This window comes from Burkholderia sp. MR1-5-21 (assembly GCF_053427715.1).
This window is the reverse complement of the sequence record NZ_JBSAXD010000054.1, coordinates 15,930-28,804: the sequence shown is the minus strand read 5'-3', so window position 1 is coordinate 28,804 and position 12,875 is coordinate 15,930. Positions and strand designations below refer to the sequence as shown.

Here is a 12,875-nt window from a genome sequence, read left to right as displayed (position 1 = left end):
GGCTCGCCATGAAAAAACGCCACGGAACACGGGTTCCGTGGCGTTTTGTTTTGCGCCGCGCGAGCAGCGCGGCACACGCCGTCGGCGCGAACGCGTTACTTCGTGTTCACGTTCGCGGCAGCGACAGCCGTCATGTTGATGATCCGGCGCACGGTCGCGGCCGGCGTCAGGATGTGGACCGGCTTCGCCGCGCCGAGCAGGAACGGGCCGACCGTCACGCCTTCGCCGCCGACCATCTTCAGCAGGTTGTACGCGATGTTCGCCGCTTCCACGTTCGGCATGATCAGCAGGTTCGCTTCGCCCGTCAGCGTCGTGCCCGGGAACGCGGCCTTGCGGACCACTTCGGACAGCGCCGCGTCGCCGTGCATTTCACCGTCGACCTCGAGGTGCGGTGCGCGCGCGACGATCTGCTTGCGGGCCTCGGCCATCCGGCGCGACGACGCCGACGGCGCGCTGCCGAAGTTCGAGTTCGACAGCAGCGCGGCCTTCGGCGTGATGCCGAAGCGCTCGATCTCGGCCGCGGCCTGGATCGTCATGTCGGCGAGCTGTTCGGCGCTCGGCTGCTCGTTCACGTACGTGTCGCACACGAACAGGTTGCGGCCCGGCAGCATCAGCAGGTTCATCGCCGCGAAGTGCTCGGCGCCCTTCGCACGGCCCAGCACCTGCTCGATGAACTTCAGGTGGCTGTGGTACGTGTCGATCATCCCGCAGATCATGCCGTCCGCGTCGCCCAGGTGGACGAGCATCGCGCCGATCAGCGTGTTGAACTTGCGCAGCGCCGCCTTCGCGACTTCCGGCGTCACGCCGTCGCGCGCGCCGATCTCGTGATACGCCGCCCAGTACTGGTGATAGCGGGTGTCGTCTTCCGGATTGACGATCTCGAAGTCGACGCCGGCCTTCAGCTTCGAGCCGATCTTCTGCAGACGCATTTCGACGACCGACGGACGGCCGACGATGATCGGCTTCGCGATCTTCTCCTGCAGCACGAACTGCGCGGCGCGCAGCACGCGCTCGTCCTCGCCCTCGGCGAACACGATGCGGGCCTGCTTCTTCTTCGCGGTTGCGAACACCGGACGCATCACCATGCCGGTGCGGTAGACGGTCGCGCCGAGCTGCTCGCGGTACGCGTCCATGTCCTGGATCGGTCGCGTCGCAACGCCCGAATCCATCGCGGCCTGGGCGACGGCCGGCGCGATCTTGATGATCAGGCGCGGGTCGAACGGCTTCGGGATCAGGTAGTCGGGGCCGAATTCGAGCGAATGGCCTTCATACGCCTTCGCGACTTCCTCGCTCTGGTCGGTTTCCTCGGCCAGCTCGGCGATCGCGCGCACGCACGCGAGCTTCATCTCTTCCGTGATCGTCGTCGCGCCGACGTCGAGCGCGCCGCGGAAGATGAACGGGAAGCACAGCACGTTGTTGACCTGGTTCGGGTAGTCCGAACGGCCGGTCGCGATGATCACGTCCGAGCGCGCAGCCTTCGCATCTTCCGGGCGGATTTCCGGTTCCGGGTTCGCGAGCGCGAGGATCAGCGGACGGGTACCCATCGCCTTGACCATGTCCTGCTTCAGCACGCCGGCGCTCGAGCAGCCGAGGAACACGTCGGCGCCGACGATTGCATCCCCGAGCGTGCGCGCGTCGGTCGTCACCGCGTAGCGCTGCTTCGACGGATCGAGGTTGCCGCGGCCTTCGTAGATCACGCCCTTCGAGTCGCACACGAGCACGTTCGCCTTGTTCAGGCCGAGCTTCACGAGCAGGTCCAGACACGCGATCGCCGCCGCGCCGGCGCCCGAGCACACGAGCTTCACTTCACCGATCGTCTTGCCGACCACCTTCAGGCCGTTCAGGATCGCCGCCGACGCGATGATCGCGGTGCCGTGCTGATCGTCGTGGAAGACCGGGATCTTCATCCGCTCGCGCAGCTTCTGCTCGATGTAGAAGCATTCCGGCGCCTTGATGTCCTCGAGGTTGATGCCGCCGAGCGTCGGCTCGAGCATCGCGATCGCGTCGACGAGCTTGTCGGGGTCAGACTCCGACAGTTCGATGTCGAACACGTCGATGCCCGCGAACTTCTTGAACAGGCAACCCTTGCCTTCCATCACCGGCTTCGCAGCCAGCGGGCCGATGTTGCCGAGGCCCAGCACCGCCGTGCCGTTCGTGATGACGCCGACCAGGTTGCCGCGCGACGTGTACTTCTGCGCGTCGAGCGGATCCGCGTGGATCGCCTCGCACGCGGCCGCGACGCCCGGCGAATACGCGAGCGACAGGTCGAGCTGGTTCGACAGCGGCTTGGTCGGCGTGACCGAAATCTTGCCGGGTTTCGGGTTCTGGTGATAAGCGAGGGCTGCCTGCTTCAGTTGTTCGTCCATGATTGACCTGCGAGAGACATGCGAAAGAGAAATGCGAGTGCTCAGTACGCAGCACCTTGAGCCGCGTGTGCGTGGATCGAGGGGGTAATCGACTGCAACGGCCGCTGCGCGCCGGATTGGCGCGCGATCGAACCTCGGCGGGTGGCAAGAGGAAAGTACAAAGTACTGAGCGATTATTCTAGGGTCGCCTAGTGTACACCCCACGCATGACGAACGTTACTGCGCTGCCGCATCGCGGCCCTCGCGGCGCCCACCGATCAAGCCCCGTTTATTCCGGACTGTTCCGTACACGCCGGCAAGCGCGCGCAAAGGCGCCGAAAACCGCCCTGAATCGGGTAAAATAGCCGGCTACGCGCGCAGCGATGCGGCCGGTCCCCCGGACGCGCCCCGGCCCTCGCGGGCCGGTTCCCCTTGCTGCGCCACCGGGCCAGCGCCCGCTCCTCGCTCACCATCCAAGGAATGCCCATGACAGGCTTCGATCGTCAGACGATCTCCGACACGACCGCCAAAATCCTGCTCGAAGTGCAGGCGGTGCACTTCAACGCCGAGAAACCGTTCATCTTCACGTCCGGCTGGGCCAGCCCGGTCTATATCGACTGCCGCAAGCTGATCTCGTATCCACGCGTGCGCCGCGGCCTGATGGAAATGGCGGAAGCGACGATCCTGCGCGACGTCGGCTTCGAGCAGATCGACGCGGTGGCGGGCGGCGAAACTGCCGGCATCCCGTTCGCGGCCTGGATCGCCGACCGGATGATGCTGCCGATGCAGTACGTGCGCAAGAAGCCGAAGGGTTTCGGCCGCAACGCGCAGATCGAGGGCCACCTGGAAGAAGGTTCGCGCGTGCTGCTCGTCGAGGACCTGACGACCGACAGCCGCAGCAAGATCAACTTCGTCAACGCGCTGCGCACGGCAGGCGCGACGGTGAACCACTGCTTCGTGCTGTTCCACTACAACATCTTCAAGGAAAGCGTGTCGGTCCTGAAGGACATCGACGTCGACCTGCACGCGCTCGCGACCTGGTGGGACGTGCTGCGCGTCGCGAAGGCGTCGGGCTACTTCGAGACGAAGACGCTCGACGAAGTCGAGAAATTCCTGCACGCGCCGGCCGAGTGGTCGGCTGCGCACGGCGGCGCGACGGGCGCCCAGGAGTAATGCCGCGCCGGCGGATACGCCGGCCGCACGGCTCGACGAGCCGCTCGCCATCCGGCGGGCGGTTTTTTTTCGCCCGCGCCGGCTCCCGGCCCTCGCCGCTCGTGCGCGCCACGCCCGCTGTTGCCGGCTCCCGCCGCCGGCGGCTCCGCCGCACGCCGGGAAACCGACGGCGATCATGCGTCATTGCCTGCATCGTTCATCGAACCCTAATGCTAGACTTGACCCATCACCGCAGTCACCTTCGCAACAACAACGATGCCGGGCTCGGCGGCCCGGCGCACGTGACGGGAGAAGCGCCATATGCGTGTGGGTCGCCAGATCGCTCCGCCTGCGTCATCGCGTTGCCCGTCCCCGCTCGCCCTCGCCTTCCTTTGCGCCGTCGGCTTCGCATGCCCGCCGGCCCATGCTGACACTGCGTTCACCGTCTCGAGCAGCGACCTGACGCCTGGCGGGCGGGTCAGCGCCGCGCAGGTCTTCGACCGCGGCGACTGCAAGGGCGCGAACCGCTCGCCGCAGCTGTCGTGGCGCAACCCGCCGCCCGGCACGCGCGGCTACGCGATCACGATGTTCGATCCGGACGCGCCGGGCCACGGCTGGTGGCACTGGGCCGTCGCGGTGATCCCGTCCACCGTCACGAGCCTGCCTGCCGATGCGAGCGCATCGGGCTTCCTGCGGCGCATCGGCGCAAGCGAGGCGCGCAACGACTTCGGCATCGACGGCTACGGCGGCCCCTGCCCGCCGCCCGGCAAGCCGCATCGCTACGTGATCACCGTGTACGCACTGAAGGGTACCGACCTGCGGGTCGGCCCGGGCCGTCCGGCGCCGATGTTCGAGCACGAGATCGATACGGAGACGCTCGGCACTGCCACGCTCACCGTCAGCTACGGCCAGTAGCGCCCGCCCGCGCCGGCTCCGGCCGGTGAACCTGCGTTGCACCGCGCGGCGCGATTGCATTCAGCGAAGAAATTCACCGCGTCACGTTTCGCGCACATTCGCATCATGTCGCCTTGCTAGACTCTCGATGCCCGGGCGCTGCGCATCGCCGCACATGGCCGCGCACCGGCATCCGACGCGGCAAGCACGCGCTGGCCGCCCTCGCCTCTTTCCGGAGAACGCTTCATGTCGAACATCGTCATCGTCTATCACAGCGGTTACGGTCACACGAAGAAACTCGCCGAAGCCGTGCAGGACGGCATGCAGGACACCGGCGCGCACGCGCGCCTCGTTGCGGTCGGCGACCTCGACGACGCGGGCTGGACCGCGCTCGACGCGGCCGACGCGATCGTCTTCGGCGCGCCGACCTACATGGGCGGCCCGTCGGCGCCATTCAAGACCTTCGCCGATGCGACGTCGAAGGCGTGGTTCACGCAGAAATGGAAGGACAAGATCGCCGCGGGCTTCACGAACTCCGCGACGATGAACGGCGACAAGTTCTCGACGATTCAATATTTCGTCACGCTGGCGATGCAGCATGGGATGGTGTGGGTCGGCACGGGCCTGATGCCGGCCAACACGAAGTCGGCCACGCGCAACGACATCAACTTCGTCGGCGGCTTCACCGGCCTGCTCGCGCAATCACCGTCGGATGCGTCGCCGGACGAAGCGCCGCTGCCGGGCGACCTCGACACCGCGAAGGCGTTCGGCAAGCGCGTCGCCGACGCGACGGCCCGCTGGCTCGCGGGCGCACGCTGAACCGCTTCCCCCGATAAAGGGACACAAGGCGGCCTGCGGGCCGTCTTTTTTTCGCCCCGTGCGGTGCAGGCCCGCCGCATGACGTCTTAAAATGGCTGTTTTCCGGCGTGCGAGCGCCGTGGCCCCGTTTCAGAGAGAGCGAGATGAGCACCAAAGTTTTTGTCGACGGCCAGGAAGGCACGACCGGCCTCAAGATCTTCGAATACCTGTCCGCACGCAGCGACATCGAAATCCTGCGCATCGACGAAGCGAAGCGCAAGGACGTCGACGAGCGCCGCCGCCTGATCAACGCGTCGAACGTCACGTTCCTGTGCCTGCCCGACGTCGCGTCGCGCGAGTCGGCATCGCTCGTCGAGAACCCCGACACCACGCTGATCGACGCGAGCACCGCGTTCCGCACGAATCCGGACTGGGCATACGGCCTGCCGGAACTGGCTCGCGCGCAGCGCGAGAAGATCCGCACGTCGAAGCGCATCGCGGTGCCGGGCTGCCACGCGTCGGCATTCGTGCTCGCGATGCGTCCGCTCGTCGACGCCGGCGTCGTCGCGCCGACGTTCGCCGCGCACAGCCATTCGATCACCGGCTACAGCGGCGGCGGCAAGTCGATGATCGCCGACTACGAGAACCCCGCGCTGGCGACCACGCTCGCGAGCCCGCGTCCGTACGCGCTCGGCCTCGCACACAAGCACCTGCCGGAAATGGCCGCGCACACGGGCCTCGCGACCGCGCCGATCTTCACGCCGATCGTCGGCCCGTTCCTCAAGGGCCTCGCAGTGACCACGTACTTCACGCCGGCCCAGCTCGCGAAGCGCGCGACGCCGCAGGACGTGCAGCGCATCTTCGCCGAGTACTACGCGGACGAAGCGTTCGTGCGCGTCGCGCCGTTCAATGCGGACGAGAACCTCGATGCAGGCTTCTTCGACGTGCAGGCGAACAACGACACGAACCGCGTCGACCTGTTCGTGTTCGGCAACGAAGAGCGCTTCGTCACCGTCGCGCGACTCGACAATCTCGGCAAGGGTGCGTCGGGCGCCGCGATCCAGTGCATGAACCTCAACATCGGCGTGGCCGAGGACACGGGTCTCAAGCGCTGACCATCGATACATTCCGCTTGGCGCCCTAGAGTGCGGCGCCAAGCGAACGGACCGGCGATTTCCGTTCACGCAGCCACATCCCGCGAAAGCGGTTCGCCTGGCTCAGTCAAGAATCCCGCACCAATTGATTCACCGGCTGTTCGCAACATCGACACTGGCAGACACATCCGCCGATGTCCGCATCCCTTCACTCCACACCCATTCTCCGCAAGTTCGACGCGCCCCGCGCGATCTGACCGACGAGTCCCATTCGCGTTCAACCGCATATCCCGTCCAACCTACAAAGGCCCGGCTCCGATTCACCCGGTTTCACCACGGCAATCTGGTAAGCATCGGCTTCAATCAAATGAAGGTGTGCCAATTCCATTCGCTTTGATAGCGCTCGGCATTACGCCCCCAATATCTCAAAAAAAACCATGAGAAATTCCATATTTTCATGACTGGCACCGTACGCTATGCTCTCCCTCGCGGTTATCGACGAAATTCCTTGATCGATTTTCGCGCCTTCGCTTCTCAAGGAGATTTTAGCAACGCGAGAAATTACCACTAACGAAGTAACGAAAGTCAGCGGCGCCATTACCTGCACACTGAATCCGAATCCGATCAATCTCGCTCAACTCGGTGCATTGGCCTTGGGCGGGCTAGCAGTCGGCGGGCCCAAAGTAGCCTTGATCACCGCAGGCGTGGACTTTTTGGCCCAAAGCTGGAATTGCAGATTCTGATACTCCATAAAAATCAATAGACACGATCGGGCATTCATGCCCGATCCCCAATTTCATACAACCTAAAACCCACCCGATTGATCAACGCAACCCCATGCAAATCCATGATTTAATCAATGCCTTAAAGCGATTTCTCTGCTTTGGAATATTCCCCGCCCCATTAAGCAGACGATTTGGCGGCGGATGGCTCGGCATTCTGATCGGCGCCGCGATCAGAGCGTCTTTTTTTGGTTGTTTTGTTGCATTAGTCAACTATCTCTGGACTGCAGTGAACCTCAGCATCTGGCGACTAGGATTCATCACTTCGGTACTTTTCATTTACTGCATTTTCTTGGAGTGGCGACTGCAACATCGCTCACGTCGATGAAGACAACTTGCCGCACTAGAGCGTGCGTGAGCTTGGCGCATGGCGCCCACACGCCTCGCTGTCGCACCGCGACGCGACTTCGCACGATTGACGAATCGGCGCGGCCACATCATCGATCCGCTACCAGCCGAAGTCGCGTCCTGACAGACCTTCTCGGATCTTGACCGTCACAACGCATCCGGTCGGCACGTTCGGCACTACAGTTACTGCCACCCGACACGAAAACTCGCTGCATGAACGCTTTGCACGCCATGCAATACCGAGGCCTACCCTCCTTTCCATTCGATCACAACAGGCAACTTCAAGCCTTTAATCCGCACAGTTACAAAAATTTGCAATCCTTCTATTGCCACCTTCCATTTAATAAAATTTAACACATATTCCTCCTGCAAATCCCGAATAGGGATAAACCGGATACCGCCGATTTAAACGCTGCCGATATACGCGCGGGCGCGTCGGGCCTGCCGAGCGCGTCGCGTGACGGCCACGCCGGGGGGCGCCCCGCAGCCTTCGCCGCGTTTTAATTCTTACTGAAATCCGCTTCTCGAAAGGCTTCAATCGACGCCCGCTGTTTCAATCGCCTTTTTTAGACGGGTTCATCAATTGACAGCAAAAATCCGTGCAGCGACATTAGCTCGCACAATTAAACGATTGGAGACAGCTGCATGTCGCACGCCTTATCTAAGGGGGTGGCAACGGCCTTTGCCATCGCCCCTTTGCTCGTTGCATGTGGTGGGGGGGATTCCGGCGGCTCGCCCGCCCCGATCGAAGCGCCCCAATGTTCCGGTTCAAGCTGCGGCACGCAGGGGCCGCCGGCGTCGCAGCCCGTCAACGCGTCGCTGTGCCCGGCCGACGCCGACATCGTGAAGAGCACGTATCTCGGCGGCGCCGGTAGCGGCGAGATCGTCAGCGTCAACATCGATGCGGTCGCAATGACCTACACGCTCAAGTGGCTCGAGTCGCCGATCCCGCTGACGACAGGCACCGTCACGCCGACGCGCGTCGGCACGACGATCACGGGCAAGGTCATGCACCCGCCGACCGGCACGCTGCCGACTGCCGAGCAGACCCGTTGCGCGTTCATCTTCACGCCTGGCACGGGAACGGCCGGCAACGGCTCGGCCTATTCGACGGCCGCCGACTTCAACCCGGCGAACCCGCCGATGCTGCTCATCGGCATGGGCGTCGCGGGCGGCGGCATTCCGGGCGCGACGATCCAGTACAACGGGCTCACGATTTCCGTTGCCGGCGTTCCGCTCTACCAGAACGTCGGCCAGGTGCCGAACCGCCACTTCGACTTCTATCCGTTCCTCGGCTTCGCGAGCACGACGACGGACCTGACGAAGCTGCCGGGCACGTACAACGCGCTGATCTACCACCTCGTGCCGTCCGGCAACTATGCGACGAAGGGCACGAACTCGAGCGAGACGTTCGATGCGAACGGCGCGTGCACGTCGACCGGCTCGTCGGGCTGCGAGACGACCGGCAATCCGTGGACGACGAGCGCGAACGGCGGCTACTTCGACAGCACCAGCGCACCGCAGATCCTGCCGCAGACGAAGCTGCCGATCATCGGCGCGACCGGCAAGTCGGCGACCGCGCATATGGTGATCGGCCAGCTGAACGGCGCGACGGTGCCGGTGATCGTGCGGACGGGCAGCGTGTATCTCGGCACGGACGCAGCGCTGCACACCGACGCGAAGGTCGACGACGAATCGGGCATCGCAGTGCTCGGCAAGGCGACGGCGATCACGTCGGGCGCCATCGACGGCGGCTATGCGGGCGCGGACTCGAACTTCAAGTACACGGCCGCGCTGATCCGCGGCACGAACGGCACGTTCGTGAACCCGACGACGCAAGCCGAGGAAGACGGCTTTACGCTGGACTACGGACAGTCGACACCGGGCCTCCTGAACGCGACGACGATGCCGCCGAGCGGCGCGAGCTATGCGGCCGGATCGGGCGTGGTGATCGCCACGGGCGGGCTGTATGCGGCGCTCGTGCAGGGCACCGTGAACGGCGGCGTCACGTCGACGTCGGCGAATGCGAGCACGTCGTCGGCACCGTACTTCGGCGTGGGCGCGCAGATCAGCAAATAGCGGCACGCGGCACCAGGCGACGCGGCGGCGCGAGCCGCCGCAACGAGGCGCCCGGCACCGCCCCGGCAGGGCGAAGCACAAGCAAGAGAAGCGGCCGACAGGGAGCCGGCCGCCACACAAGACAAATCCTGGAGGAGCATCATGAAGCGGAACCTCATTCTGGCGGCGGCATGTGCCGCGCCCCTTCTTTCGGCATGCGGCGGCGGCGGGAGCGACGATCCGCCGCCGCTCGTCGAGGATCGCCTTTGCCCTGCGACGCTCGACTACAGCACCGTCTACACGGGCGGCGCCGGCAGCGGCGAGCTCGTGAAGCTCCAGCTCGACACGACCAAGATGACCTGGCAGGTCACCTATGTCGAATCGCCGGTTCCGCGCACGACCGGCACCGTCACGCCGACGCGCGCGGGCACCGTCGACAGCGGCACGCTCACGCAGGAAACGCTGCTGCCGACCAACAAGCTCAACCAGTGCGCGTTCCGCCTGAACGGTGCGAGCCTCGATTCGACGCGCCCGGCGCGCATCTTCGTCGGCTACGGCGTCGCGGGCGGCACGATCCCCGGCAAGGAGATCCAGTTCGGCGGCGTGCTCGGCCAGGCCGCGGTGCCCGACACGAAATTCCCGTACTACCCGTTCATCGGCTTCTCGTCGATCGAGACGAATATCGCGAACGTCGCGGGCACGTACAGCCACGTCGGCTTCGGTGAGGTGCCGTCGCAGAACTTCGCGCCGGTGTCGATCGACGCGAAGGTCACGATCAACGCCGACGGCACGTGGACCAAGTGCGATTCGACCGGCCAGTTCGCGGGCAGCTGCCGCCAGCCGGGCACGAACCTCGCGCAGTCGACGGACGGCAGCGGCGCGTTCCAGACCAACAACTACCAGAGCCAGATCAAGCCGACGCTGTCGACGCTCCCGCAGGGCAAGGGCTTCATGATCGTCGGCAAGCTGCGCAACCAGCTCGTGCCGATCCTCGTGCGCACCGGCGTCGCGAACCCGAACCCGACGCCCGACAGCAACGGCGTGCCGGGCCTCACCGCCGACGACGAATCGAGCATCTCGATCCTCGCGCCGCAGACGGCGGTCACGGTCGGCTCGCAGAACGGCGAGTACATCGGCGTCGACAGCGCGTTCAACTATCGGACCACCGCGCTGATCAACAACCAGGCGACGCTGCTCGATCCGTTCCAGCCGTCGCAGGCGTCGCTCGCGACCGCGCTCGACCTCGACTACACGCAGAAGGTACCGGGTACGGTCACCACGGTTCACTCGGGCTCGGGCAGCACGACGCCGACCGGCAAGTTCATCTTCACGGGTGGGGTGTTCGGCTTCCTCGACAACGCGAGTTCGACGCCGTATTTCACGATCGGCGCGTTCGTCCAGTAAGCGGAGGGGAGCCGTGATCAACAAGACCCTACTCTGCGCGGCGGCCGGCGCCGCCGCGCTGGCGCCCCTCGCGGCGCACGCGCAGAGCGCCGGCAGCAACGTCGTCACGCTCGGCTGGTTCCACGTGATGCCGCAGCAGAGCAGCACGCCGATGACGACCAACGTCGCACCGACGCCGATCAACACGCCGCTGCGGCTGCCGCCGTCGTTCACGTCGCCGGGCACCGGGCTGCACACGAGCGGCGCCGACACCGTGGGCCTGACGGTCAGCCACTTCCTGACCGACCACATCGCGGTGACGTCGGTGGCCGGCGTGCCGCCGGTGTTCAAGGTGTCGGGCGAAGGCACGATCAAGCCGCCCGGCCCTGCCGGCGCGCTCGGCACGCAGAACATCGGACTCGCGTCGGTGAACCCGATCGTGAAGAGCGTACGCCAGTGGAGTCCGGCCGTGATCCTTCAGTACTACTTCGCACAGGCGAATGCACGGTTCCGGCCGTTCCTCGGCCTCGGCGTGTCGTACAACTGGTTCAGCGACCTGCAGCTCAATACGAACTTCATCAAGCAGACGCAGGAGAACCTCGGCGCGATTCTCGCCGCGGGCGCGGGCAAGCCGGGGCTGACGTCGGTGGAGGCAAAGGCGTCATCGTCGTGGCAGCCGGTGTTCAACGCGGGCCTGCAGTACAACATCACCGAGCATTTCGGGCTCGTCGCGTCGGTGACCTACATCCCGCTGAAGACGACGTCGACAGTGACGATCAAGGCAGCCGACGGCACGACGCTGGCCGAGTCGAAATCGGACCTGAAGGCCGATCCGATCATCAGCTACATCGCGATGTCGTACAAGTTCTGACGGCTGCCGGGAAAAAACGGGCAAAAAAAAGCCCGCCTAAGAGGCGGGCTGAATCCATATCAGAGGAGACATGGAGGAGACAGGTGCAACTATAGCGAAACGGTTTCCGCAATGCAACATTTCCGTAGAGAAAATAAGGATTTTCCCTCGAATGCCGACTCTAAACGGCCTTTTCTTCTGACCCCATCAGATTTTCCCGGCCGATCACCTCGGTCAGCTCGTCCCGCAGCAGCGCGATCGGCCGCATCAGGCGCCCCGGCAGCGCGCCGTGCACGAGCCAGATGTTGATCCGCGTTTCCAGCCCCGAGGTCTGCACCACCCGCAGCGCGCCGCGATGCGCGCTGCGCGCGAGCGCGGCCGGCGACGCGATGCCGATCCCCGCGCCGCGCGCGACGAGCGACAGCTGCAGATCCGAGCCGAACGCCTCGACCGCCACGTCGAACGGCAGCCCGGCCGCGCCGAGCGCGCGGCTCAGCGCCGAGCGCATCCCGCAGCCGTCCTGGCTCAGCACCCACGGAAAACGCGATAGCGCATCGAGCGTCAGCGGCCCGTCCGGCAACGGAAAGTCGCGCGCGGCGACGAGCACGGCCGGCTGCATGCCGATGAGCGTCGTCGTCAGCGCATCCGGCAGCGTCGCGCTGACCGGCACCATCACCGCGGCCGCATCGAGCGCGCCCCGCTCGACGCTCTGCAACAGCGCGGGCGACCAGCCGGCCGTCACGCGCAGCGTCAGCCGCGGGAACGCGTCACGCAGCCGGTCGATCGGCTCCTCGAGCGCCAGCTCCGACAGGAACGGCGGCACGCCGATGCGCAGCTCGCCCGACGGCTCGCGGTCCGGCGCGCCGACGGCGACCAGCTCGTCGACCGCACACAGCACGTTGCGCGCGAGCGCGTAGACCTCACGCCCGGTAGCGGTCGGCTTCAGCGGCTTGCTCTGCCGCTCGAGCAGCGGCACGCCGAGCAGCGTTTCGAGGTTCTGCACGCGCCGCGTCAGGCCCGGCTGCGTCAGATGGAGCTTCGCGGCCGCGGCCACCATCGACCCGCTGTCGACCACCGCGACGAATGCCTGCAGATCGCGCGTATTCAAAACAAGCTCGCATAATCATGTTAGACATATTTCAATTGTCGCATAACCATCGGCCGCCTACGA

9 protein-coding genes are annotated in these 12,875 nt (G+C 65.3%); 7 read left to right on the top strand and 2 right to left on the bottom strand.

Going from position 1 to position 12,875, the window contains the following annotated elements; genetic code table 11:
* Positions 1-95: 95 nt before the first annotated feature.
* Positions 96-2,366 (bottom strand): NADP-dependent malic enzyme, encoded by a 2,271-nt coding sequence (locus ACV229_RS39060; protein WP_448088386.1) that lies wholly within the window; start codon positions 2,364-2,366, stop codon positions 96-98.
* Positions 2,367-2,831: 465 nt separating this feature from the next.
* On the opposite strand from ACV229_RS39060, the gene ACV229_RS39055 reads away from it, so the two are divergent.
* The 7 genes from ACV229_RS39055 to ACV229_RS39025 all read left to right on the top strand — a co-directional run bounded on the left by ACV229_RS39055 (position 2,832) and on the right by ACV229_RS39025 (position 11,725).
* The gene (locus ACV229_RS39055) at positions 2,832-3,518 is read left to right on the top strand and encodes an orotate phosphoribosyltransferase (RefSeq protein ID WP_124598787.1); all 687 of its coding nucleotides are present in this window, start codon (positions 2,832-2,834) and stop codon (positions 3,516-3,518) included.
* Between the two features lie 300 nt (positions 3,519-3,818).
* Positions 3,819-4,412 (top strand): YbhB/YbcL family Raf kinase inhibitor-like protein, encoded by a 594-nt coding sequence (locus tag ACV229_RS39050; RefSeq protein WP_448088385.1) that lies wholly within the window; start codon positions 3,819-3,821, stop codon positions 4,410-4,412.
* A gap of 225 nt (positions 4,413-4,637) precedes the next feature.
* The gene (locus ACV229_RS39045) at positions 4,638-5,210 is read left to right on the top strand and encodes a flavodoxin family protein (RefSeq protein WP_448088384.1); all 573 of its coding nucleotides are present in this window, start codon (positions 4,638-4,640) and stop codon (positions 5,208-5,210) included.
* A gap of 143 nt (positions 5,211-5,353) precedes the next feature.
* On the top strand, positions 5,354-6,304 hold the full coding sequence (argC, locus tag ACV229_RS39040; protein WP_448088383.1) for an N-acetyl-gamma-glutamyl-phosphate reductase: 951 nt from the start codon (positions 5,354-5,356) through the stop codon (positions 6,302-6,304).
* Between the two features lie 1,754 nt (positions 6,305-8,058).
* Complete coding sequence (locus ACV229_RS39035) at positions 8,059-9,492, top strand: DUF2957 domain-containing protein (protein ID WP_448088382.1); 1,434 nt, start codon at positions 8,059-8,061, stop codon at positions 9,490-9,492.
* Positions 9,493-9,633: 141 nt separating this feature from the next.
* Entirely contained in the window at positions 9,634-10,875 is a 1,242-nt protein-coding gene (locus tag ACV229_RS39030; protein ID WP_448088381.1) for a DUF2957 domain-containing protein, read from the top strand.
* A 16-nt stretch (positions 10,876-10,891) separates the two neighbouring features.
* A complete protein-coding gene (locus ACV229_RS39025) occupies positions 10,892-11,725 on the top strand; it encodes an OmpW/AlkL family protein (RefSeq protein WP_448088399.1) in 834 nt (277 codons plus the stop codon).
* A 160-nt stretch (positions 11,726-11,885) separates the two neighbouring features.
* On the opposite strand, the gene ACV229_RS39020 is transcribed toward ACV229_RS39025, so the two are convergent.
* The gene (locus tag ACV229_RS39020; RefSeq protein WP_448088380.1) at positions 11,886-12,812 is read right to left on the bottom strand and encodes a LysR family transcriptional regulator; all 927 of its coding nucleotides are present in this window, start codon (positions 12,810-12,812) and stop codon (positions 11,886-11,888) included.
* Between the last annotated feature and the right edge of the window lie 63 nt (positions 12,813-12,875).

What these genes read in the sequence shown, in the direction of transcription:
- ACV229_RS39060 (WP_448088386.1), bottom strand. Translation starts at nt 2,366, where the DNA reads ATGGACGAACAACTGAAGCAGGCAGCCCTCGCTTATCACCAGAACCCG.
- ACV229_RS39055 (WP_124598787.1), top strand. Translation starts at nt 2,832, where the DNA reads ATGACAGGCTTCGATCGTCAGACGATCTCCGACACGACCGCCAAAATC.
- ACV229_RS39050 (WP_448088385.1), top strand. Translation starts at nt 3,819, where the DNA reads ATGCGTGTGGGTCGCCAGATCGCTCCGCCTGCGTCATCGCGTTGCCCG.
- ACV229_RS39045 (WP_448088384.1), top strand. Translation starts at nt 4,638, where the DNA reads ATGTCGAACATCGTCATCGTCTATCACAGCGGTTACGGTCACACGAAG.
- argC (WP_448088383.1), top strand. Translation starts at nt 5,354, where the DNA reads ATGAGCACCAAAGTTTTTGTCGACGGCCAGGAAGGCACGACCGGCCTC.
- ACV229_RS39035 (WP_448088382.1), top strand. Translation starts at nt 8,059, where the DNA reads ATGTCGCACGCCTTATCTAAGGGGGTGGCAACGGCCTTTGCCATCGCC.
- ACV229_RS39030 (WP_448088381.1), top strand. Translation starts at nt 9,634, where the DNA reads ATGAAGCGGAACCTCATTCTGGCGGCGGCATGTGCCGCGCCCCTTCTT.